The organism is Corallococcus caeni, from assembly GCF_036245865.1.
Classification (GTDB): Bacteria; Myxococcota; Myxococcia; order Myxococcales; family Myxococcaceae; genus Corallococcus; species Corallococcus caeni.
In genome coordinates this window covers 460,199-483,434 of the sequence record NZ_BTTW01000006.1, presented here as the reverse complement: position 1 = coordinate 483,434, position 23,236 = coordinate 460,199, and the positions used below count along the sequence as shown (strand labels likewise).

Genomic DNA, 23,236 nt, shown 5'->3' with positions numbered 1-23,236 from the left:
GGAGGGCTTGCCTGGATGCGCGCCCGCCCCGACGGCCATCCCTCCCCACGGGGCTCCTTGCCCGGGAACTACGAAAGGCTTCGTTGACACCTACGAAATCGTTCGTATAACTAGGCGTAGGAAGCGGTGAGGAGAGAGGAAGCCATGAGCCGAGGAAAGCTGCCGCGCCCCACGGATGCCGAGCTGGCCATCCTGCGGGTGCTGTGGGACCAGGGCGCGCGCACCGTGCGCGAGGTCCACGAGACGCTCCAGGACGGGAGCGGCTACACCACCGTGCTGAAGACGATGCAGATCATGACGGAGAAGGGGCTGGTGACGCGCGACGAGTCCCAGCGCGCGCACGTCTACAGCGCCCGGCTCCCCCGGGAGAGCACCCAGCGGCAGCTGGTCACCGACCTGGTGGACCGCGTGTTCGGCGGCTCCCCGGCGCGGCTCGCCCTGCAGGCCCTGTCCACGAAGAAGACGTCCCCCGAGGAGTTGGCGGAGCTGCGCCAGTTGCTGGATTCGCTCGAGAAGGAGTCGGAGTCATGAACGGTCTCATCCTGGAAGCGGTGGGTTGGGCGCTCGTGCACCTGCTGTGGCAGGGCGCGCTCGTGGCGGTGGCCCTGGCGCTGGCGCTCCGGTGGGTGGGCCGGCGCTCGGCGAACCTGCGTTACGCGCTGGCGTGCGGCGCGCTGGGCATCATGCTGGTGCTGCCGGTGGCCACCGCGTGGCGGCATGCCTCGCGCGCGGGGGACTCCCGCCCGGTGCGCACGGCGTCCGTCCAGCGGACCCCGGCGCCCCTCCCGGACCCGGCGTTCCACGCGCGCGTGGAGCTGCCCTCTGGGCGGCCCATGCCGATGAAGGAGACCCCGTCGCTGCCCCTGCTGGAGGGAATGTTCCAGCAGGTGGGCGAACACCTGCCCTGGCTGGTGCTCGCCTGGGGCATGGGCGTGGCGGCGTCCTCGCTGCGCCTGCTCAAGGGCTGGCTGGGGCTGCGGCGCCAGGTGGACGAGGCGGTGCACGCGTCGTGGGAATGGCAGCAGCGGCTGGAGGTGCTGGCGCGGCGGCTGAACCTCACGCGCCCGGTGCGCCTGCTGGTGTCGTCGAAGCTGGACGTGCCGTCCACGCTGGGCTGGCTGAAGCCCGTGGTGCTGGTCCCCACCGCCACGCTCACCGGGCTGGCCGTGCGCGAGCTGGAGCTGGTGCTGGCCCACGAGCTGGCCCACATCCGCCGTCACGACTTCGCGGTGAACGTGGTGCAGACGCTGGTGGAGACGCTCCTCTTCTACCACCCGGCCGTGTGGTGGATGTCCCAGGTCATCCGCGTGGAGCGCGAGAACTGCTGTGACGACCTCGCCGTGCGCCAGGGCCCCGGCGCCCTCCCCTACGCCCGCGCGCTCACCGCCCTGGAGGCGCTGCGGTCGCAGGGAATGGACGCCAGCGGTCCCGCGCTGTCCGCGCTGGGCGGTTCGCTGAAGGACCGCGTGCGGCGGCTGGTGGTGGCGCCCGCGTCGCGGTGCTCGTCGCGCTGGGCGGCGGGGGTGTCCATCGTCACGCTGGCCAGCAGCCTGGCGCTGGCGGTGCCGCTGACGGCGCTCGCCGTGCAGCCCGTGAAGGAGCAGGAGGCGAAGGCCTCGGAGGCGAAGGCCTCGGTGGTCCCCTCCGTGAGCGCCACGCCCATCGCCGCGCCCCGTCCGCTGACCGTCGCCGCAGCGCCCGCGCCGGCCCCTGCGCCCGCGCCGGTGGTCGCGCCGGCTCCGAAGCCCGCTCCCGCGGACAAGGCGAAGGCCCGCGCGGAGCGCAAGGCGGCCCAGGACGCCGACGAGACCACCCGCGTGGGCGTGGATCCGCTGAGCGTGGATCAGCTGGTCGAGCTGAAGATCGCCGGCGTCACCCCGGAGGTCGTCGACCGCATCTCCGCCATGGGCTACGCGCCGACGGTGGAGACGCTGGTGGGCTTCCAGCACGCGGGCATCACGCCGGACTACGTGAAGTCCATGGCGGATCGCTTCGGCCGCTCCATTCCCGCCGAGCAGCTGGTGTCCATGAAGCACCTGGGCGTCACGCCGGAGTGGCTGGGCCAGATGGCGGCCCTGGGCTTCGCGAAGGAGGACCTCGACGACCTGCTGGGCGCGAAGGCGATGGGCATCGACGCCGCGTGGGTCAACGACCTGAAGGCCGCGGGCTTCGGGAACCTGACGCTGGATGAAGCCGTGCAGCTGCGCGCGCTGGGCGTCGACTCCAGCTACCTGCGCGAGCTGGAAGCCGCGGGCGTGAAGCCCGCCTCCGTGGATGAGCTGGTGCGCCTGCGCACCGGCGGCGTGGACGCGGACTTCATCCGCCGCATGCAGAAGCCCCGGAAGTAATCCCCCTCTCGTCTCTCATGCGGTCCACCGCGCGCTCCCACCAGGGCGCGCGGGTGGGCCGCGCCTTGCCCGAAAAGGAGTCGCCGTCATGACGTCTCGCCTGTCTCCCTGGCTCACCGTGTTCGTGATGTTCCTCGCCCTCCCCGTCGTCGCCGCCGAAGCGCAGCGCGTCGGCACGTGGGGCGCGTACGTGAAGGAGCAGCAGTTGCAGCTGTCGTTGCAGCCCAAGGACCGTCCGGATTCGCACCACGGCTTCTCCGCGCCGCTCGCGGACTTCCAGGGGCTGTCCACCGCGGACGGAAGCAGCGCCCCCTTCAAGCTGGTGCGTGAGGCGGGCACGTTCGACTTCGAGGGCCGCTTCAACGACGGCCAGGGCGTGGGCACCTGGCGCTTCAGCCCGGACGCCGGCTACGCGAAGAAGCTGGCGGAGCTGGGCATCCCCAAGCCGGACGCGGACGAGCAGTTCCTCCTGGCCAGCATCAACGTGGGCCCGAAGCGCGTCCAGGCGCTGGCGGCCACGGGCCAGAAGGTGACCACCGTGGAGGAGCTGGTCAACGTGGGCATCTTCAACATCACCCCGGACTACGTCCGCGCGATGGCGGCCGAGGGCTACGCGAAGCTGACGTTGCAGCAGCTGGTGGACTGCCGCATCCACGGCGTGACGCCGGAGCGCATCCAGGGCCTGGCCGCGCTGGGGTTCAAGGGCCTGCCCCTCGACTCGCTCCTGTCCATGAGCATCCACGGCGTCACACCGGACTTCATCCGCGAGATGCGCGGCCTGGGCTTCCCGGAGCTGAGCGCGGACGACCTGGTGGCCATGCGCATCCACGGCGTCACGCCCGCCTTCGTGAAGGAGATGCGTGAAGCGGGCTACACGAACGCCACCGCGGACGACTTCGTGTCCATGCGCATCCACGGCATCGACTCCGTCTTCGTCCGCTCGATGTCGAAGCAGCGCAAGTAGCCGGCGGCCCGGGAGGACTTGACGTCGCGGGCCCCAGGCCTTATCACTGAACCAAATGGTTCAGTCTCAAGCCGCCCTCGACCGTACCTTCGCGGCGCTGTCGGACCCGACGCGCCGGGCCATCCTCCTGCGGCTGGGAGGAGGGACCGGCGCGTCCATCGGCAGCCTGTCCGAACACTTCGAGATGACGCTCACGGGGTTCCAGAAGCACGTGCGCATCCTGGAGGACGCGGGGCTCGTCACGACGGAGAAGGTCGGGCGGGTGCGCCACTGCAGGCTCGGTCCCAGGCGGCTGGAGGACGTGGCGAAGTGGATGGCCACGTACAGAACCATGCTGGAGCAGCGCATGGATCACCTCGAGGACTTCCTCGAGCGTACGAAAGGAACGCCATGACGACCCAAGTCGCGAGTTCACCCAAGGCCTTCGTCACCCAGCCCTCGGAGCGGGAGGTCCGCATCGAGCGCATCTTCAACGCGCCCCGCGAGCGGGTGTGGAAGGCGATGACGGACCCCGCGCTCGTCGCGCAGTGGTGGGGGAGAGGTAACAAGGTGGTGGTCGAACGCATGGACGTCCAGCGCGGAGGCCACTGGCGCTTCGTCGAGCACTCGCCCGACGGCAGCCACGGCTTCGAGGGCCGCTACCGCGAGGTGAAGCCCATGGAGCGCATCGAGCAGACCTTCGAATGGGACGGCACGCCCGGCCACGTCGTCGTGGAGACGATGACGCTGGAGGACCTGGGCGACGGCCGCACGAGGCTCGTCACCGTGTCCCTCTTCCACACCGTGGAGGACCTCCAGGGCATGGTCGGCGCCGGCATGGAGCAGGGCCTCAACCAGAGCTACGCGGCGCTCGACAAGCTCCTCGCGCAGCCCCTGGCCTGAACGGGAACAAACAGATTAAGCCAACTTCCAAGAAAACGAGATTGACAGTCCATACAGCCAGGACGTCTCGTCGCCTCCCATTCCTGCTGGAGGCAGAAGTTGACCCCATCCCCCCGTTCCCGCGCGCTCGTCCGGGCGTGCCTGCTGCTCCCCCTGTACTCGCTGGCGGCCTGTGACGTCCGCGAGCCCACGCCCGACGCGCGCGTCGCCGTCTCACGCGGCGCGGTCACCGGCGAGCTGGCCGCGACGCTCATCGACGACAGCGGCTTCAACTACCCCTGGCAGGTGAACGACGGTGACGACACCTCGGGGGCGTGGGGCGCGGGCGACAACGCCTATGCCGGCTACGACCTGGGGACGCTGAAGCAGGTGCGGGAGGTGTGGAGCCTGGGTGACCAGGCGTATCGCTTCCACGTCCAGCTCTTCGACGCGAGCTGGGCCCAGACGGGCTGGTACGACTGCGACGTCGACGGCAGCACCGTCCAGTGGCAGCGCTGCGACATCCCGGACACGAACGCGCGCTTCGTCTACGTGCGCTACCGCACGAACACGAGCGGTTCCTGGGTGCAGGAGGTCAACCTCATGGGAGACGTCGCGGGCCCCAGCGAGCTGCCCATTCCCACGGGCGCGTTCCGGGGCACCTACTTCAGCGACCGGAACCTGACGACCCGGGCCTTCCAGCGCCAGGACGCCGCCATCCAGTTCTCCTGGGGGACGGGGAGCCCCGGCACGGGCGTGGGCGTGGACGACTTCAGCGTGCGCTGGGAGGGCGACTGGAGCTTCGCCAGCGCGGGCACGTACCGCTTCTCCACCACGTCCGACGACGGCAGCCGCATCTACGTCGACGGGGCGCTCGTCGTGGACCACTGGGGCGACCACGGCGCGACGACGCGGACCGGCGACGTCACGCTCACCGCCGGCACGCACCGCGTGAAGGTGGAGTACTACGAGGCCGGCGGCGACGCGTCCGCCCAAGTGGGCTGGACCTTGCAGTCCGGGAGCACGTCCGGCGTGGGCGGCGTCCCCAACCCGCCCACCGGCTGGGTGCTGGACCTCCAGGACGACTTCGACTCGCTGGACTGGAACAAGTGGAAGCAGTGGCAGACGAACGTGCCGCTCATCCACACGGTCATGGTGATGAACACGCAGAGCCAGTGCGTGACGGCCAATGGACACCTGGAGATGCGCGCCCGCAAGCGCAATGACGGCTCGGGCATCTGGGACGGCTGCTACCTGGACCAGGGCACGTGGTGGGACGCGCAGAACTCCCGGCCGGCGCATCCCGGCTACGCGGACTACCAGGTGTCGTTCAAGGCGGACCTGCCGCCGGGCGTGGGCACCGGCATGTACTTCCTCATGTGGCCCATCGCGGAGAGCTGGGGCGGGACGCCGTGGCCGCCGGAGCTGGACATCGTGGAGCTGCCCAACAACGACGGCACGAACGTCATGACGACCTGGCACTGGGACCCGGACAACAAGCAGTCCGAAATCCGTCCCACCGTGGACCGCCGCAATGGCAAGCAGTGGGTCTACACCGCGCGCCGCGTGGGCAATGACATCCGGATGTGGATTGGCGACCCGGCGACCAACGCCATCCGGGAGATTCCGCTGCCGGCCGCGTTCTCCAACAACCCGGACTACAAGCGGATGCTGGTGGGCATGGCGAACTTCGTCGCCTCCACCTGGGCCATCAACGGCAATGGGTCCGCGTTCTGGTACGGCGACGCGAACGCCACCGGCTCCACGGCGTGGACCGCGTCCATCGACTACGTGAAGGTCTGGAAGCCGGGCCCGGGCATGAGCGGGCAGTAGACTTTCACCGCCCGGCCCTTCAACTCCGTCGTACCGTCCCCCCGCTTTTCGGTGTATCCCTGGCTCCCCCCCAACGGGCATCCCCCTGCCCGGCCCCCGCAGGAGCACAGCCATGCACCACAGCCGACTCAGCACGTTCGTCATCGACTGCAAGGTCGGGGACATCGAAGCCGCCACGCGGTTCTGGAGCGCGGCGCTGGGACGGAAGGTGGCCCCGGTGGATCCGTCCTCGCCCAACTACCGCGAGCTGGAGGCGAAGCCCGAGGAGCCCATGCTCCTCATCCAGCAGGTGGAGCACGAGAGCCGCATCCACCTGGACATCGAGGCGGACGACCTGGACGCGGAGCTGGAGCGGCTGGAGGCGCTGGGCGCCAAACGCGTCGCCTACGTGAAGCGCTGGTGGGTGATGGAGGCCCCCACCGGGCAGCGCTTCTGCATCGTCCGTCCGCAGCGCGGGCCCCTGGAGGGCCGCGCCAACGTGTGGGACGGCGAGGGCCGCTGAAGAAGGCGCCCTACCCCTGCGCCGGGCCCAGCGCGGCCTGGAGCAGGTCCAGGAGCCCCGGCCACGCCTCGGCGGACAGCCACAGCCCCTCCGGCGCGTGCGCCGTGGTCATCTTGAGCGAGGAGGACTCGAAGAGGCGGGCCGCCAGCGCGCCGTCCTTCGGCAGCCTCCCCTCCACCCGGAGCACCTGTCCGTCCCAGGCCAGCTCCGGCGGCAGCAGCCTGCGCGCCAGGGCCTGGAGCGCGGCCTTCCCGGCCCCCGTGCGCAGCGCGCCCATGAGCAGCGACGAGGCGCCGGGGGACTCCTCCAGCTCCACCCGGCCCGGCGTGGCCAGCCACAGCGTGTAGCGCCCTCCGGCCAGCTCCACGCGCTGGGGGGTCGTCTCCACCCGCAGCTTCCAGCCCCGCACGTCGAGCCGCAGGTCATACACCGTGGGGGTGCTGTCCCAGGAGCGCAGCGCGAGCCCCTTCACGCGGCCCAGCACGCCCCGCGACAGCGCCTCCACCCGCGCGTGCGACAGGCGCACCCGCCGGCCGGCGACGTCCACCGCCACCTCCTGGGACAGGCCCTCCGGCAGGGCCATGGCCCACGCGAGCGCCCCGTCCAGCATTCCCATCAACGACTGCCCCGCCATCGCGCGTCACTCCTCGGGCGGCCCTCCCGCCTCACAGGGCGCCCGTCGGGCGCACAATGGGGGACGCGGGCCCCCCGTGCAAAGCCTCCGCGCGGTGCTACGGTGCGCCCCGTGCCCCAGAGCGAGTCCCTGTCAGAGCGGGTGGAGCGGTTGGAGCTGCCCTTCAACGAATACGGTGTCGACCCGTACGGCATCTCCAAGAAGCACCTGAAGCTGGCGCTGGAGTTCTTCGCCTTCCTCTACCGGAACTACTTCCGGGTGCGCTGCACCGGCGTGCAACACATCCCGAAGAAGGGCCGGGGCATGCTGGTGGGCAACCACTCCGGCGGCGTCGCGGTGGACGGGATGATGGTGCTCACCTCCACGATGCTGGAGATGGACCCGCCCCGGCTGGCGCAGGGCATGGTGGAGCGCTTCATCCACAAGTTCCCCGTGGCCTCGCTGTGGGCCAGCCGCACCGGCCAGTTCACCGGCCTGCCCGAGCACGCCGTGCGCCTGCTGGAGGACGACCGGCTGCTGATGATTTTTCCGGAAGGCGCGCGCGGCACCGCGAAGCTCTACCCGGACCGGTACTCGCTGGTGGACTTCGGCACGGGGTTCATCCGGCTGGCGCTCCAGACGCGCTCGCCCATCATCCCCTTCGCCTTCCTGGGCGGCGGCGCGGCCATCCCCACCATCACCAACGCGTACGCGCTGGGGAAGCTTTTGGGCATGCCGTACATCCCGCTGACGCCGTACCTCTTGCCGCTGCCCCTGCCGGTGGGGCTGGAAATCCACTACGGCGAGCCGCTCGTCTTCGAGGGCACGGGCGACGAGGAGGACCACGTCATCCAGGGCTACGTGGACCAGGTGAAGGCCCGCATCCAGCGGCTCATCGAAGACAACCGCGCCGAGCGCAACCTGCGCCGGACCCGGAGGCTGTTGCCATGAGGGTGTTGATTCCAGGCATCTCCGGCGGCATCGCGCGCAGGCTGGCGCTGAAGCTGCGCGACAGCGGCCACGAGGTCGCGGGCATCGACATCCGCCCGTGGCGGGACGCGCCCAAGGACATCCAGGTGCACCCGGTGGACGTGCGCAAGCGCGCCGCCGAGGACGTCTTCCGCCGCTGGAAGCCGGAGGCGGTGGTGCACATGGCCACGGTGACGGCGTTCACCGTGCCCGGCGGCGAGCGCGGCCGCATCAACCTGGACGGCACCAAGGCGCTGTTCGACCACTGCGCGGCGCACGGCGTGAAGCAGGTCCTCTTCGTGGGCCGGCACACGTTCTACGGCGCGGCGCCGGACTCGCCCCTGTACCACTCCGAGGACGAGCCCCCGCGCGCGCTGGAGGCCATCCCGGAGCTGGCGGACCTGGTGGCCGCGGACCTGTACGCGGCGACGGCGCTGTGGCGCATGCCGGACGTCACCACCGCGGTGCTGCGGCTCGTCTACACGCTGGGCACGCCGGGCACGGGCACGCTCGCGAACCTGCTGCGCGGCAAGCGCGTGCCCATGGTGCTGGGCTACGACCCGCTCTTCCACGTGCTCCAGGAGGAGGACGTGGTGACGGCGCTGCAGCTGGCGCTGGAGAAGAAGGTGCGCGGCATCTTCAACGTGGCGGGGCCCGCGCCCGTGCCGCTGTCGGTCATCATCCGGGGCACGGGCCGCACGCCGGTGCCGCTGCCGTCGCCGGTGCTGTCGCTGCTCTTGGGCCGGATGGGCTTCCCCCGGCTGTCGGTGGGGGCCACGGACCACCTGCGCTATCCCATCGTGGTGGACAACAAGCGCTTCCTGGAGGCCACGGGCTTCCAGTACGCCTACGACGAGGGCCGCATCCTGCGCGCCTACGCGGACGCGCTGCCGGTGGACCGGGCGGGCCATGGTGGCTGAAAGCGTCGCCGTGTCCCCCGCCGCCTCACCGGGCCTGTTGCGCCGGGTGGAGGCGGTGGTGTTCCTCACCGTGTTCCTGGACCTGGTGGGCTTCGGCATCGTCATCCCGATGCTGCCCTTCTACGTGCAGTCCATGGGCGGCTCGGCGCGCACGGTGGGCATCCTCCTGGGGTGCTTCAGCTTCACGCAGCTGTTGGCCACGCCGCTGCTCGGGCGGTACTCGGACCGGCACGGGCGGCGCGCGGTCATCCTCCTGAGCCTGCTGGCGAACGCGGCGGCGATGGCGCTGTTCGCGCTGGCCAGCCACCAGCGGATGCTGCCGCTCTTGTTCGCGTCGCGCATCCTGGCGGGGGCGACGTCCGGCAACATCGCCGCGTGTCAGGCGGCGCTGGCGGACGTGACGACGAAGCAGACGCGCGCGAAGGCCATGGGCCGCATCGGAGCGGGCATCGGCCTGGGCATGGTGCTGGGGCCCACGCTGGGCGGGCTGTTCTCCGGGCTGGGCGCGTGGGTGCCGCCGCTGCTCGCCGGGGGCCTGGCGCTGGTGGGCTTCCTGGGCGCGCTCGTCGCGATGCCGGAGACGCACCCGGTGGAGCAGCGCGTGGCGGCGCAATCCCAGACGCGCTGGGCCGCGCTGCAGGACGCGCCCCGGCGCAAGGCGTTGGGGATGGTGCTGGGGTTGTTCTTCGCCGTGTTCCTGTCCATGACCACGCTCCAGGTGGCGTTCGCGCTGCTGGTGCAGGCGCGGCTGGGCTGGGGCTCCAAGGAAGTGGGCTACACGTTCGCGGTGGTGGGCGGGCTGGGCATGGTCATCCAGGGCGGGCTGATTGGCCCGCTGTCGCGCGCGGCGGGGGAGTTCCGGCTGCTCATCACCGGGGCGCTGCTCCTGGCGTGCGGCATGGCGGGGCTCGCGGTGGCGCAGCAGGCCTTGCCCATGATGGTCGCCGTGGTGCTGGTGGGCGTGGGCATGGGCTTCCTGCAGCCGTTGATTTCAAGCCAGGCCTCGCAGGTGGCCCCGCCGTCGCAGCAGGGCGCCGTGCTGGGTCTGGCGCAGTCGTGCGGCGGGCTGGCCCGCACGGTGGGTCCGGTGGCGAGCGGCTGGATGTATGCGTCGTGGAGCACCCAGGCCCCCTTCCTGACGGGCATGGTCTCGGCGCTCGCGGCGGCGGGGCTGGGGCTGTTGCTCCGTCGGGAAACCCGCGACGACGCGGGGCGGTAAAGCCTTTCAGACCCACCCGGGTCTCTTGCTTCCCGGAACGCCCTACCTCCTTTGGGGGGCTTGTCTTCACCCGACCCACGAGCGCAGGCTTTTGCTCACAAGGGGGCGGTGAAGCCATCACTCCCGGGGGGTAGAGCTTGCCATTGGCGGGGGAAGTCGCGCTGCTGGATGCGTTGGACCGCCAGGCCCGGCGCCGGGCGGAGGGCATCGCGACCCTGAGCGTGCTGGAGGGACCGGAGGCCCTGGGGGGGACCCTCTGGAACCGGTGGGCCGCGAGGCACGCTCGGACGGTGGTGGAGGTCTCCGGGGAGGACCCGCATGCGGCGGCGCTGGGCTGGGCCCGGGCGCTGGCGGCGACCCGGGACCTGGGGGCGGACGCGGAGGCGCTGGCGATGTTCAGCCTGACGGCCGCGAATCCCAGACACACGCCGGTGTTCCGGGGAAAGACAGCGCATGAGCGGCGCGTGCTGCTGGATGCGCTGCCGCCGCCGGCGATGTTGCCGGACGCCACCTGGGCGCTGTGCCGGGAGCTGGTGATTCACCGGGAGGCGGTGGAGCCCGGCGCCCTGCCGGACTCGGTGCGCAGGGCGCTCCAGAAGAACCTGGGCGCCGGGCTGCGCGCGTTGCATGCGCTGGTGCCGCCCGGGAAGGCGCCGGTGGCGTGGGTGCCCGCGGGGCCCGCGCCGTCGCTCCCCGGGCTCGTCGTGGCGGAGAAGTTGAGCAACGCGGTGCCGGCGCTCGCGGTGGCGTGCGCGGTGTCCAGCGAGGCGCTGGGGGCGTTCCTCGCGGGCGGGGAGACGCGGCTGAAGGCGCTGGTGCGCGAGGGCGTGCTGGAGGTGCCGGAGCCGGCGTCGGGGGCGGAGGGGGCGGTGGCGACGCTCGAGGAACTGGAGCGGGAGGGCGCCTCCGAGGCGCGGCGCGCGCAGGCAGCCGAGGTGGCGCTGGCGGCGCATACCAGCGCGAGGAGCCTGTCCGAGGACAGGGTCCGGAGCACCTACGAGGCCTATCTCCGCGACCGGCTCGCGGAGCACCCGACCACGGCGGGTGTCTTCAAGCCCAATGCCCCTGTCGACACAGGAGGACCCCGCCCGTGGGAGGTGGACTTCCTCAGCCGGGAGCTGCGGCTCGCGGTGGAGATCGACGGCTACTACCACTTCAGTGACCGGGAACGGTTCCGGCGCGACCGGCGCAAGGACCTGGACCTGCAACGCGCTGGCTATTGGGTCTACCGCATCCACGGGGACGACCTGGTCCCCCGGCTCGAAGAGATCCTCCAAACCCTCAACACCCTGATTGATGCCCGCAGGCGCGAGCTTGCAGGGCGGGAGCGCTGACATGGATACCGATACCTCCGACACACGGCTCCAGGGCCTGGCCCTCGCATGGCTGGCGACGCGCACGGACAAGAAGCCGGGGACGCGCAACGACCTGGCGAAGACGCTGCACGCCTTCGTGGAGCATCGCTGGAGCCGGGGCGAGTGGAGCGAGCGGTTCGACTCACTCCTGGAGCGGCTCCTGGACGCAGGGCTCGTGCAGAAGCGCTCCCGCACCGCGCTGGCGCTGACGGCGCAGGGGCGTCAGCAGGCCCTGAAGTTCCTGCGGGTGGAGTCCCCCAAGGGCCTCACCTGGAAGCGGGTGCGGCAGCAATACCTGCTCGCGAAGGACCTGGGCCTGCCGACCTCCAAGGCGGCGCTGGGGCGGCTGTCGAACGCGGATGGCATGCGGGCCCTGCTGCTCAAGCGCGCGCATCAGGTCGACGGGCCCGAGTTCCCGACGCTGGCCCAGGTCCGGGACCGGCTGATGTGGCGCAAGCTGGGGGTGGAGACCAACGAGAAGCTCACCCTGCGCGCCATCCAGGCGCATCTGCTGGGCAAGCTGCTGGAGCAGGAGGTCGGCGATCCGAAGCGCGGCGTGGAGCAGCTGGCGGCGCGCGCGGTGGGGGCCTCCCGGGTGGACGCGGAGGCCCTGCGGCTGGCGACCCTGCGCAAGTGGGTGCTGCCAGAGCAGGCTCCGGTGCCCGGCCAGAAGCCCGCCCGGACGGCCCTCGTCGAGGCCTCACGGGAGCCGACCCCGTCGGACCCCATGGCCTTCGCGAATAACGTCCTGCGCGTCGCGAGGGCGCTGCCCACCGGACGCTTCGGGGACGACAAGGTCTTCATCTCGCACGTCTGGAAGGCGATGCAGCCCGGGTGGACCCGCCGGGAGGACTTCGACTCCGCGCTGCTCGAAGCCAACCGCAAGCGCCACCTGACGCTGACCCGCGCGGACCTCGTGTCAGTGATGAATCCGGCCGACGTGGCCGAGTCCGAGGTCCGCTTCCACGGCGCCACCTTCCACTTCGTCGTCGTCTAGTCCGCCTCTGAAAGAGCCTCCATGCCTACCGACGCCCGTCTTGAAGCATTCCTGGCTGATGGCCCCGAGGTCTTCGCCAGCGTCCAGCAGGCCCAGTCGTTCTGGAAGCCGGACCCCTTCGACGTCGAGTCCATCAACGTCCCCGCCCGCCGGGCCTTCGAGCGGCTGGTGAGGCGCGCCACGCGGAACCCCGACTCCGGCAAGCTGTTCCTCCTCAAAGGCGAATCCGGCAGCGGCAAGACCCACCTGGTCCGCGCCTTCCGCCACGGCGTGCACTCCCGGAAGCAGGGGTACGTCGGCTACCTCCCGATGACGGTGGATGCCGCCAACTACGACCGCTACATCCTGTCGAACCTCATCGACACGCTGGACCGCACCTACGACGTGACCGTGGACGAGGACGACACGGGGCTGACCCGCCTGTCCAACGCGCTCATGAAGTACTGCAAGAGCGCGTTCGAGCCGCTCATCCACGACGAAGGCATCCTGGAGGAGCACGAGCTTCACGACATGATCCGCTCCCTGGCGGATGAGCTTCACGAAAACCCGCTCTTCCGCCACGTCGACGTCCAGTTGCTGCGCGCCCTCATCTACCTGCAACGCCGGGAGGCCAAGTACCACCACCGGGTCCTGCAGTGGCTGCGCTGCGAGGACATGGTCCCCGCCGACCGGCAGGTGCTCGGCGACATCGTGCCCCGCACCGCGGACAACGACCCCATGCGCATGCTCACCCACCTGGGGCGGCTCATGGGCGCGATGGAGCAGGCGCTGGTCCTCTGTGTGGATCAGGTCGAGGACATCAGCGACTTCGAGAAGAACCCCGGCATGGAGCCGTCGTTCCGGCGCGCCATCAACAGCCTGGCCGCGTTCGCGGGCAACGTCCCCACGGCGGTCATCGTCGTCTGCTGCCTGTCCGACTTCTGGACGGCGATGCGCAAGCAGCTCACGCAGGCCATGCTCGACCGCATCGAGAACGACCCGGCGCCCATCACCCTGGACCATCTGCTCACGGAGCAGACCGCGCAGGACATGGTCGCCCAGCGGATGCGCGTGCTCCTCAGCCATCACGGGCTCGAAGTGGACCCCGCGGATCCGACGTACCCGATTCCGCGCTCCGAGCTCGAGCGGTTCAGCGGCCTGCGCGTCCGGGACGCGCTCAATGCCTGCCGTCGCTTCCAGGAGCAGGCCTGCCTGGACGGCAAACTGCCTCGACAGCTCACCCTTCCTGGAGAGGACAAGAAGAAGAAGGACGGCGAGGACCTCAAGCTGGCCCAGCAGGCCACCATGGACCAGAGGTGGACCGACTTCCGGGCGAAGTTCAACGGCACCGTCCCGGAGGAGGATGCGGAGATCGTCTCGCTGCTGGCCTGGGCCATTGAAGCGGGGGGGGAGGAGCTGGGGGCAGCGGATCAATTCAAGGTCAAGTCGCGCACGGAGGCGTCCATCGACGTCAGCCTCTCCACCAGCTCCCAGGGGCTGTTCGTGGCGCTCTGCAATCGCTCGCCCCGAGGTGGAGGCCTGGGCCGGCAGATGGCCGAAGCCCTCCGGTCCGCCGCTCGCAAGCTGCCGGTCATCCTCCGCACCGCGGAGTTCCCCGGCAATCCCAACGGGCTCGTCGCGGAGCAGGTCGGCGTGCTCCTGCGAAGGGGCGGCAGGCGCGCGGTGGTGAGCAACAGCGACCTGCGCGAAGTGGTGGCCCTGCAGTCCTTCCGCAAGGAACACCCGGAGACGGCGTTCCGCGAATGGAGCCGGTCGGCGCGGCCGCTCACCCGATTGAAGGTGATCTCGGACGTGCTCGCGCTCGAGAAGCTCCCGCCCGCTCCCCCGCCTGCGCGTGACACCCCACCCGCCGCGGAACCGACCGGAAAGGGCGTCGCACCGGCGCTCGTGAAGCCAGCCCAGGGCGAGCGCCGCACCGCGCAGTTTGAAAGTGCGCGACGCACGGACGCTTCCCCCGAGAAGGGTTCGTCCGGAGGACGCGAGCCGCAGGACGAGGTCGAGCTGGAGGGACGGCGCATCCAGTCCATCAGCGAACCGCTGGTGAGCAAGTCCCCGGGTAGAACCCAGACGCCCAGGGAAGTGCCCCAGCAGAAGACGGCCGCGAAGGCTCCCAGTGAAACGATGCCGGGCGCGCTGCGGGTCGGCGATTCCGAAGGGGTCTTCACCCATCCCGTCTTCGTGCAGACGGAGGAACTGACGAAGCACAGCGCGTTCCTCGGCGGCTCCGGCAGCGGCAAGACGACGCTCGCGTTGAACCTCATCGAGCAGTTGCTCCTGCAAGGCATTCCCGCGCTGCTGGTGGACCGCAAGGGCGACCTCGCCGCGTACGCGCGTGACGAGGCGTGGGAGGAGGAGCTGAAGGACCCCGCGCTGGAGGAGCGCCGCCGGCTGCTGCGGGAGCGCGTGGACGTGGCCCTCTACACGCCGGGCCGCACGGATGGACGCGCGCTCGCGATTCCGGTGGTTCCCCGTGGTCTGGAATCCCTGCCGCCGGAGGAGCGCGAGCAGAGCGTTCAACAGGCCGCGGACGCCATCGCGAGCATGCTCGAGTACCGCAACAGCGCCAAGGACAAGGCCGCGAAGGCGCTGCTCGCGCAGGCGCTGCGGCTGCTGGTGGAGCGGCCCATCGCCCAGGAGCTGAGCCTGGACCTGGTCCAGAAGTTCATCGCGTCCGAGGACATCACCCTCGTCCAGGAGACCAGCGGCATCGACCTCAAGGTGTTCCCGAAGCTCGCCCAGGACCTGGCGACGCTGCGGCTCAACGCGCGCAACCTCCTGGCCGCCCAGGGCGAGAAGCTGAACATGGAGGAGCTGCTCGGGCTGGGGAGCGCGAAGGTGCCGGGCAAGACGCGGCTGAGCATCATCAGCACCAAGTTCCTGGGGGGAACGCAGGGCGCGCTCTTCTGGGTGTCGCAGCTGCTGGTGGAGGCCAACCGCTGGGCCAGCCAGCATCCCTCGTCCAAGCTCCAGGCGGTCCTGATGTTCGACGAGGCGGACATGTACCTGCCGGCCGTGGGCATCCCCGCGACCAAGCAGCCCATGGAGAACCTGCTCAAGCGCGCGCGCTCGGCGGGCATCGGCGTGATGCTCGCGACCCAGAGCCCGGGCGACCTCGACTACAAGTGCCGGGAGAACGTGCGCAGCTGGTTCATTGGCCGCGTGAGAGAGGACCGGGCGCTCGGCAAGCTCCGGCCCATGTTCTCCGATGCCCGGGTCGATCCGGCCACGCGCCTTCCCGCGCAGAAGACGGGCCAGTTCCATGTGCTCCGCGACGGGCAGGTGGAACAGCTCAAGGCGGACCGGAACATCATCAAGACCGACCAGCTCTCCGAGGACGAAATCCTCCAGCTCGCGCACCGCTCCCGCGAGCAGGGCTCCTGAGGTCCGCTCCACGGCAGCCCCCTTCCCCGCTGGATTCAAGGCCCGCGGGCAGGGGGGCGCTCCCCTTCCGTGGACGGGACTGGCCCTCGGGCGGGGAGTCGTCCCGGGCGCCCTCGCGCGGCTTCGCCGGGCAACGGCCCCCATACTTCCCCTCAGGCGTCTTCCATGGGGGGAGGCAGGAATGGGCTTGCGACAGAGCCAGGGACGGACCGCGCGTGAGCAGCCCGCGTCCAGGGAGCCCTCATCCCTCCAGGCCATCGACGCCCTGGAGCGCACCTCGGACGCCGTCTTCGCGCTCGACCGCTCCTGGCGCTTCACCTACCTCAACAGGCGCAGCGAGTGGCTGCTGAAGCGCCCCCGGGAGGAACTGCTCGGGCAGGTCGTCTGGGAGCAGTTTCCCGAGGCCCGCGGCTCCGTGTTCGAGCAGGAGTACCAGCGGGCGCTCACGAAGCAGGTCAACGTCGCGTTCGAGGCCTACTACGCGCCCCTCGACGCCTGGCTCGACGTCCAGGCGTACCCCTCCTCGGAGGGCCTCACCGTCTTCTTCCGGGACGTCAGCGCCCGCAAGCGCGCCGCGCAGGCGCTGTATGAGTCGGAGCAGTTCCTGCGCTCCACGCTCGACTCGCTGTCCACGCACATCGCCATCCTGGATGGCCAGGGCACCATCCTCGCCGTCAACGAAGCCTGGAGGCGCTTCGCGCGCGACAACGGCTGCGTGGAGGACCAGAGCCCGTGCGGCGTGGGCGCGAACTACCTGGGGGTGACGGACGCCGCGAGGGGCAGCTTCTCCGAGCAGGCGCCCCTTGTCGCCACGGGCATCCGCGCCATCATCTCCGGCCGCACGGAGCCGTACCTCCTGGAGTACCCGTGCCACGAGCCCGGAGGCGTCCGGCGCTGGTTCCTGCTGCGGGCCACGCGCTTCACCGGACCGGGTCCGCTGCGCGTGGTGGTGGCCCACGAGGACATCACCGGCCGCCGCGAAGCCGACGAGGCGCGGCGCCAGCTGACGCGGGAAGAGGCCGCGCGCGAGGAGGCGGAGGCGGCGCGCGAGCGGATGAACGCGGTGCTCGAGCGCATCACCGACGGCTTCGCCGCGTTCGACCGGGACGGGCGCTTCACCTACGTGAACCGGCGCGCGGAGGCGCACTTCGGCCGGGCGCGTGAGGCCCTGCTGGGCCGGAAGCTGGCGGAGGTCTTCTCCGGGACCCAGGGCTTGGCCATGACGGCCCTGCTGAGCCGGGCGACGGCCGCGCAGGTCCCCGTGGAGGAGGAGCAGCCCGCGGTCGTGGATGACCGGTGGCTGCGCGTCGTGGCGTACCCCTCGCCGGAGGGGCTCTCCGTCTATTTCCGCGACATCACCGAGCAGCGGCGTGTCGAGCTGTGGGGCCACTTCCTCTCCGACATGGGCGCCGCCAGCACGCGCTCCCTGGAGTGCGGAGACGTGGTCCGCACCGTGGTGAAGCTCGCCGTGCCCACGCTCGGGGATGGCTGCGCCATCGCCACGCTGGGCGGCTGCGCCGACGAGGAGCCCTCCGTGGAGGTGGCCGCCGTGACGCCCGGCCTGGAGGACACGCTGCGCACGGCCTGCGTCCCCGGCGCCGGGAGCGCGCTGGGGCGGACCGTGGCGCAGGCGCTGCGCTCGGGGTCCGGGGAGCTGCTTCGGGAGCGCGCCCAGGACAGCCCCGGCGTGGAGTCCGCGGTGGCCGCGCCGCTGGCCCTCCAGGACCATTCCATGGGGGTGCTGCTGCTGGTGTCCACGCGCTCGGGCCTGCGCTACGGGACGGAGAGCCTGCCCCTGGTGAGCGAGCTGGCGCGGCGGACCGCGCTGGCGCTGGAGAACGCGCGGCTGTACCGCACCGCCCGGCAGGCCGTCGCCGCGCGCGACGAGACGCTGGGCATCGTCTCCCACGACCTGCGCGCGCCGCTGAACACCATCTCCCTGCTGTCCCTCCGCGCGGAGAAGCGCCTGCCCCGGCAGGAAGGGCTGGAGGCCGCGGAGGCGCTGCGGAAGATCCGCGGCGTGGTGGGCAACATGGACCGGCTCATCGACGATCTGCTGGAGGTGGCGCGGGTGGAGTCGGGACGCGCGGTGCTGGACGTGGAGCCGCTGGACGTGCCCCGGCTGCTCGCCCAGGTGCAGGCCTTGAACGAACTGCTGGCGGCGGACAGGGGGCTGCGCCTCGAGGTGGCCTTCGAGCCGGGCCTGCCCCAAGTGCGCGCGGACCGGGCGCTCGTGGTGCGCGTCTTCCAGAACCTGGTGGGCAACGCCATCCACTTCACCCCGCCCGGAGGCCGCATCCTCCTGAAGGCGGTGCGCCGCGGTGAGCAGGTGTGCTTCCGCGTGGAGGACTCGGGGCCGGGCATCGACGCGGCGGCGCTGCCGCACGTGTTCGACCGCTTCTGGCAGGCCATCCACGCGCGCAAGGCGGGCGCCGGGCTGGGGCTCGCCATCGTCAAGGGGCTGGTGGAGGCGCACGGCGGCCGCGTCTGGGTGGAGAGCCAGCCAGGCCACGGCGCCGCGTTCTTCTTCACGCTGCCGGGCATCCCGGAGACCTCCCCGGACTTCCGGCAGGGTGGCGGGGAGGCCCGTCCCTGACGGCGCTCAACGGGACGCCGCGCGCGGATCTACACTGGCGCCATGCATGCGCAGCCCGCCTCCATCCTGGCGCCGTGGGTCCCCCTGGTCCTGATCCCGGGGATGTTCGTGCTCGTCACGTTCCTCCTCTCCCGGATGGGCGGATGGAGCCGGCTCGCGCGGGACTACCGCCTGGACAAGGGCGGTGGCTTCCCGAGCAGGTACTTCGTCTCTGGCGGAGTGGGCCTGGTGAGCTACCGGAGCTGTCTCATCGTGGGTGGCGACGCGCGGGGGCTCTACCTCGCGGTGCTCCTTCCCTTCCGCGTGGGCCATCCGCCGCTGTGCATCCCCTGGGCGGACCTCCAGGACCGTGTTCGCGAGCGGTGGTTCTTCCTGCTGTGGGACACGTTCAGGGTGGGACCCGACCGGGTGAAGCTGCGCATCCGGAGCTCCGCCATGAAGCCGCTCGACAGCCATCTGCCCGCCGCTCGCCAGGCCTGAGCATGCTCTCCACCGTCTCCGTCGATGGCGTCGTGCAGCGCTGGGAGGACCTGCGCCTCCAGGACTTCGCCCAGGGCTTCTTCTTCGGCGCGGGCTTCTTCACCACGTTCCGCATGGACGCGGGTCAGCCCCGGTTCCTCGCGAGGCACCTGGCCCGCGTGCGCGGAAGCCTCGACGCGTTCCCCACCGCCGTGCGCGCCCCGGCGCCCGCGCTCCTCCAGGAGGACGCCGTGCGCGAGTCCCTGCGCCGCTGCCTCGCGGCGGACGCGGCCCTGGGGCCCCGCTTCACCGGCGTGGGCAAGCTCGCGGTGAGCGACGGCCACGTGCTGTGCACCTTCCGTCCCTTCGCCGCGGACCTAGAAGCGCATCACCGGGAGGGCCGGGAGCTGGACAGCGTGGAGGCCGGGGCCTACCGGCGCGCGGAGCGCACGGTGAACCACAAGGGGCTCGCGTACTTCCGCCAGCACGCGCTCCTGCCGCGCCTGCCCGTGCTGACCAACGAGGCGGAGGAGGTCTGCGAGCTGCCCACCGCCAACCTCTTCGTGCAGCTCGACGGCGCGCTCGTCACCCCGCCGCTCTCCGCGCCGTGCCTGCCGGGCATCGCCCGCGCGGTGCTGCTGGCCCTGGCCTCCGTGGACGGGCTGCCGGTGGTGGAGCGCGTGCTGCCTTTGGCGGACCTGGCCCGCGCGCAGGCGTGTTTCTACAGCAACGCGGTGGCACTGGCCGTGGGCGTGCCGAGGCTGCTGGGCCGGGAGCTGCCCGACAGCCTCCGGCTCGCGGAGCGGGCCCGCGCCGCGCTGGAGGCCCGGGCCGTGCGCGAGGGCTGAGCGCGCGCCACCGGAGTGCGGCACACTCGCGGCCATGACCCGCTCCCTCGTCATGGCCCCCCGGTGGGCCGGAAGCCCCGTGACGGATTTCTACCCGTGGCTCACCGCGAAGCTGCGCACGCCGCCGCCCCTCTTCGACGACGTGCGCACGCTGGACATGCCCACGCCGGGCGCGCCCACCATCGACGGCTGGGTGTCCACGCTCGCCGCCGCGGTGGGGCCGGTGCCCGCGCCCTCCACCGTGTTCCTGGGCCACAGCGTCGGCTGTCAGGCCGTGATGCGCTACCTGTCCACGCTGCCGCCGGGCCACACCGTGGAAGGGGCCGTGCTCGTCGCGGGCTGGTTCGAGGTCGACACGCCCTGGGACACGCTGCGGCCGTGGCTGGACACGCCCATGGACTTCGAGCGGATCCGCGCCGCGCTCCGCCGCTGCGTGGTGGTGCTGTCGGACTCCGACCCCTTCACCTCCGACTTCCGCCGCAACACGCGCCTCTTCGAGGAGCGCCTGGGCGCGGAGGTGCGCCTCGTCCCCGGCGGACGCCACTTCAACAACCCACAGGAGCCCGCCGTGCTGGCCGTGCTCCAGGAGTGCTTCGGCGCGTCCCGCTGAGCAGCCCGCCATGCCGGCCCGAAGCCCGAGGGCAACGGCGGCACGGGGCAGCCCGCGGCGTTCCCGGAACACCCCTGACACCGGGCGCGTCACCGATTTCCACCGGGCGGCTCGAAGGTGCTTTCGCGGCAGCCGGGAGCCATTAACCTGGGGCGCATGTCCGCTCCCGCTCCCTACGTCTCCCGCGTCCCCTTCGAGTCCGTCCACCCGAAGGCCCTGGCCGTGTACTGCTCGGACGGGCGCTTCACCGAGGCCGTGGAGGACCTGGCCCACCACCTGGGCCACGCCCGCCTCGACACGATGACCATTCCTGGAGGCCCCGCGCTGCTCAACCGCTGGGCCTCGGACTACCTGGAGAGCGCGGGCTTCACCAAGGCCGCGAGCTTCCTCATCGAAGGCCACCACATCGAGGACGTGCTCCTGCTGGCGCACGCGGGGTGCGGCTACTACCACGCGAAGCACAGCGCGCTCGGGCCGGACATCGCCGTGGAGCAGCAGCTGAAGGACCTCCACTTCGGCGCGAAGGAGCTCCAGACGGCGTACCCCCACCTGCGCATCCACCTCTTCTACGTGCGCCCCAAGGGGGCGACCATCGAGTTCGAGCCCATCCCCCGCGAGGGCTGAGCCACGCGGCGACAGGTGTCCGCCGACCTGATACGGGGGCACCGTGAAGACTCAAGACGTAGGCCGGGCCCTGCTGGCGCTGTCCATGGGTGGCTTCGGCATCGGGACGACCGAGTTCGCCACCATGGGCATCCTCCCGCAGATCGCGAGCGGCCTGGAGGCGACGATTCCCCGGAGCGGGCACGTCATCGCCGCCTATGCGCTGGGCGTCGTCGTGGGGGCGCCGCTGGTCGCCATCGTGACCGCGCGGATGTCGCGCCGGGCGCTGCTGCTCCTGTTGATGGCGGCGTTCACCGTGGGCAACACGGCCTCCGCGCTGGCGCCCACGCTGGACACGCTCATCGTGGCCCGGTTCATCGCGGGCCTGCCGCACGGTGCCTACTTCGGCGTGGGCTCCGTCGTGGGCGCGGAGCTGCTGGGGCCGGGGCGCAAGGGACGCGCCGTGGCGCTGCTCATGGCCGGGCTCACCATCGCCAACATCGTCGGCGTCCCGGCGGCGACGTTCCTCGGGCAGCAGTTGGGCTGGCGGAGCACGTTCCTGCTGGTCGGCGGCATTGGCCTGGTGACGCTCACGGCCCTCTGGCTGTGGGTGCCGCAGGTGGCCTCGCTGGGAGGCAGCAGCATCCGACAGGAGCTGTCCGCGCTGCGGCAGCCGCAGGTGTGGTGGACGTCGCTGGTGGGCGCGGTGGGCTTCGGAGGGCTGTTCGCGGTCTACAGCTACATCGCGCCGACGCTGACGCTCGCGTCGGGCCTGCCCGAGTCGGCGCTGCCGTGGGTGCTCGCCCTCTTCGGCGTGGGCATGACGGTGGGGGCGATGCTGGGAGGCCGCCTCACGGACCATTCGGTGACGCTCGCGATGTGGGTGGGGTTCGGCGCGACGACGCTCGTGATGGGCCTGTTCGCGCTCACGGCCACGTCGCCCTGGGCGGCGGTCCCGCTCGTGTTCCTCATTGGCGTCTCGGCGCAGTTCCTCGCGCCCGCGGTGCAGGTGCGGCTCATGGAGGCCTCGCCCGGTGCGCCCTCCCTGGCCGCGTCGATGTCCCACTCCGCCCTGAACATCGCCAACGCCGCGGGCGCGTGGCTGGGCGGCCTGGTCATCGCGGCCGGGTGGGGCTACCTCGCGCCGGCCTGGGCCGCCGTCGCGCTCACCCTCCTCGGGGCCGGGCTCTTCGCGGTCGCGAACCGTGGCGGCGGGCGTCCCGCGCCGGCACGTGTCGAGCACGCCTGAGCGGGAGGAAGCAGGCCCTGTCAGGGCCCCTCATCGCCGGGGCCAGAAAATCGGGCTTTGGCGCGGCTCCCGCTGAACGGAGCAAGGCGGTTTTCGGCTGACGCCCCTGAAAGCTCAGCGCGCCCCGCCGTCCCTGGCCACCGCGTCCTGGAGCCCGCGCCGGAGCGCGTCCAGCAGCGACGGAGGGTCCCCCACGCGGAAGGCCTGGAGCCCCGCGTCGAAGTCCGCGCGAGCCCCCGTGACGTCGCCACGCTGAAGCCGGAGCCCCCCCCGCTCGTACAGCAACTCGGGGTCCACGGAGTCACCCTCCTGGGACGCGAGCGCAGCGGTGAGGTCCTGCTCCGCGGCATCCCCCCGCCCCGCTCGGGCGCGGCTCCGGGCCCGCTGCTGGAGGAGCCACGGGTTGCCCCGATCCTCCGCCAGGGCCGCTGTCCAGTCCGCCTCCGCCTCCGCCAGCCGCCCCAGCGCTTCGAGCGACTCCGCGCGCTTCATGTGCAGCACCAGCGCCTTGCGGAAGCCCGCCGCCTCCACCTGCGTGAAGCCCTCCACCGCCTCCGCGTGGCGCCCCAGCCGCGCGAGCGTGAGCGCCCAGTGGTAGCGCGTGGCCACGTGCCCCGGCGCCAGCTCCAGCACGCGGTCGAACCAGGGCAGCGCCTCCGCCGGCTGGCCGCCCCACACGCCCAGCGTCAGCCCCACCTCCACCAGCACCCGCACCTGCGTCGGGTGGGCCTCCGCCAGGGACCGGGCGAGCGCGAGCGCCGACGTGTAGCGGCCTCCCCGGCGCAGGCGGTCCACCTCGCGCAGGGGCTCGGACAGCTCCGGGGGCCAGGCCTGTCGTCCGTTGCGTTCCATGTGGTGGGGGGCAGTCGTCCGGCATTTCGCAGGCGCGTCCCGGGGTGTCAAGGCGAC

General features: G+C 71.5%; 21 protein-coding genes. 19 read left to right on the top strand and 2 right to left on the bottom strand.

The features are described from left to right. Positions 1–144: 144 nt before the first annotated feature. The 7 genes from AABA78_RS26210 (at position 145) to AABA78_RS26180 (ending at position 6,508) form a co-directional block, all read left to right on the top strand. Positions 145–531, top strand: coding sequence for a BlaI/MecI/CopY family transcriptional regulator (locus tag AABA78_RS26210; protein WP_171421412.1), 387 nt, complete (start codon positions 145–147; stop codon positions 529–531). Beyond that, positions 528–2,348 (top strand): M56 family metallopeptidase, encoded by a 1,821-nt coding sequence (locus tag AABA78_RS26205; protein WP_338266863.1) that lies wholly within the window; start codon positions 528–530, stop codon positions 2,346–2,348. The genes AABA78_RS26210 and AABA78_RS26205 overlap by 4 nt, the downstream gene beginning before the upstream one ends. Before the next feature lie 88 nt (positions 2,349–2,436). Then, complete coding sequence (locus AABA78_RS26200) at positions 2,437–3,312, top strand: 4-hydroxy-3-methylbut-2-enyl diphosphate reductase (protein WP_338266861.1); 876 nt, start codon at positions 2,437–2,439, stop codon at positions 3,310–3,312. 55 nt (positions 3,313–3,367) lie between these two features. Further along, a complete protein-coding gene (locus tag AABA78_RS26195; protein WP_171421410.1) occupies positions 3,368–3,706 on the top strand; it encodes an ArsR/SmtB family transcription factor in 339 nt (112 codons plus the stop codon). Then, positions 3,703–4,194, top strand: a complete 492-nt coding sequence (locus tag AABA78_RS26190) for an SRPBCC family protein (protein ID WP_171421409.1) — start codon at positions 3,703–3,705, stop codon at positions 4,192–4,194. Before AABA78_RS26195 ends, AABA78_RS26190 begins: the two co-directional genes overlap by 4 nt. A 99-nt stretch (positions 4,195–4,293) precedes the next feature. Then, a complete protein-coding gene (locus AABA78_RS26185; protein WP_338266856.1) occupies positions 4,294–6,006 on the top strand; it encodes a PA14 domain-containing protein in 1,713 nt (570 codons plus the stop codon). A gap of 112 nt (positions 6,007–6,118) precedes the next feature. Continuing rightward, entirely contained in the window at positions 6,119–6,508 is a 390-nt protein-coding gene (locus AABA78_RS26180) for a VOC family protein (protein ID WP_338266854.1), read from the top strand. A gap of 10 nt (positions 6,509–6,518) precedes the next feature. On the opposite strand, the gene AABA78_RS26175 is transcribed toward AABA78_RS26180, so the two are convergent. Beyond that, on the bottom strand, positions 6,519–7,142 hold the full coding sequence (locus AABA78_RS26175; protein WP_338266851.1) for a hypothetical protein: 624 nt from the start codon (positions 7,140–7,142) through the stop codon (positions 6,519–6,521). A 102-nt stretch (positions 7,143–7,244) separates the two neighbouring features. Here AABA78_RS26175 and AABA78_RS26170 point away from each other — a divergent pair, with 102 nt between their 5' ends. From AABA78_RS26170 to AABA78_RS26115, 12 genes are all read left to right on the top strand, one after another. After that, a complete protein-coding gene (locus tag AABA78_RS26170; RefSeq protein ID WP_370469483.1) occupies positions 7,245–8,072 on the top strand; it encodes a lysophospholipid acyltransferase family protein in 828 nt (275 codons plus the stop codon). Beyond that, positions 8,069–9,010 (top strand): NAD-dependent epimerase/dehydratase family protein, encoded by a 942-nt coding sequence (locus AABA78_RS26165; protein WP_171421986.1) that lies wholly within the window; start codon positions 8,069–8,071, stop codon positions 9,008–9,010. Before AABA78_RS26170 ends, AABA78_RS26165 begins: the two co-directional genes overlap by 4 nt. Beyond that, positions 9,000–10,229, top strand: coding sequence for an MFS transporter (locus AABA78_RS26160; protein WP_338266846.1), 1,230 nt, complete (start codon positions 9,000–9,002; stop codon positions 10,227–10,229). Before AABA78_RS26165 ends, AABA78_RS26160 begins: the two co-directional genes overlap by 11 nt. Positions 10,230–10,372: 143 nt before the next feature. Further along, positions 10,373–11,563 carry a DUF559 domain-containing protein gene (locus AABA78_RS26155; RefSeq protein WP_338266844.1) on the top strand — a complete coding sequence of 397 codons (1,191 nt, stop codon included), beginning with the start codon at positions 10,373–10,375 and terminating at the stop codon, positions 11,561–11,563. A gap of 1 nt (position 11,564) precedes the next feature. Continuing rightward, on the top strand, positions 11,565–12,581 hold the full coding sequence (locus AABA78_RS26150; protein WP_338266842.1) for a hypothetical protein: 1,017 nt from the start codon (positions 11,565–11,567) through the stop codon (positions 12,579–12,581). Between the two features lie 21 nt (positions 12,582–12,602). Further along, on the top strand, positions 12,603–15,962 hold the full coding sequence (locus AABA78_RS26145) for an ATP-binding protein (protein ID WP_338266840.1): 3,360 nt from the start codon (positions 12,603–12,605) through the stop codon (positions 15,960–15,962). 181 nt (positions 15,963–16,143) lie between these two features. After that, the gene (locus tag AABA78_RS26140; RefSeq protein WP_338266838.1) at positions 16,144–18,558 is read left to right on the top strand and encodes a PAS domain-containing sensor histidine kinase; all 2,415 of its coding nucleotides are present in this window, start codon (positions 16,144–16,146) and stop codon (positions 18,556–18,558) included. Positions 18,559–18,600: 42 nt separating this feature from the next. Beyond that, entirely contained in the window at positions 18,601–19,038 is a 438-nt protein-coding gene (locus AABA78_RS26135; protein WP_338266836.1) for a hypothetical protein, read from the top strand. 2 nt (positions 19,039–19,040) lie between these two features. Continuing rightward, positions 19,041–19,865 (top strand): aminotransferase class IV, encoded by an 825-nt coding sequence (locus AABA78_RS26130; protein ID WP_338266834.1) that lies wholly within the window; start codon positions 19,041–19,043, stop codon positions 19,863–19,865. A gap of 34 nt (positions 19,866–19,899) precedes the next feature. Continuing rightward, a complete protein-coding gene (locus AABA78_RS26125) occupies positions 19,900–20,475 on the top strand; it encodes an RBBP9/YdeN family alpha/beta hydrolase (RefSeq protein ID WP_338266832.1) in 576 nt (191 codons plus the stop codon). A gap of 156 nt (positions 20,476–20,631) precedes the next feature. Continuing rightward, positions 20,632–21,099, top strand: a complete 468-nt coding sequence (locus AABA78_RS26120) for a hypothetical protein (protein WP_338266830.1) — start codon at positions 20,632–20,634, stop codon at positions 21,097–21,099. Positions 21,100–21,142: 43 nt separating this feature from the next. Next, on the top strand, positions 21,143–22,327 hold the full coding sequence (locus AABA78_RS26115; RefSeq protein WP_338266828.1) for an MFS transporter: 1,185 nt from the start codon (positions 21,143–21,145) through the stop codon (positions 22,325–22,327). A 114-nt stretch (positions 22,328–22,441) separates the two neighbouring features. Here the strand turns inward: AABA78_RS26115 and AABA78_RS26110 are convergent, their stop codons facing one another. Continuing rightward, positions 22,442–23,179 (bottom strand): tetratricopeptide repeat protein, encoded by a 738-nt coding sequence (locus AABA78_RS26110; protein WP_338266827.1) that lies wholly within the window; start codon positions 23,177–23,179, stop codon positions 22,442–22,444. Positions 23,180–23,236: the final 57 nt, after the last annotated feature.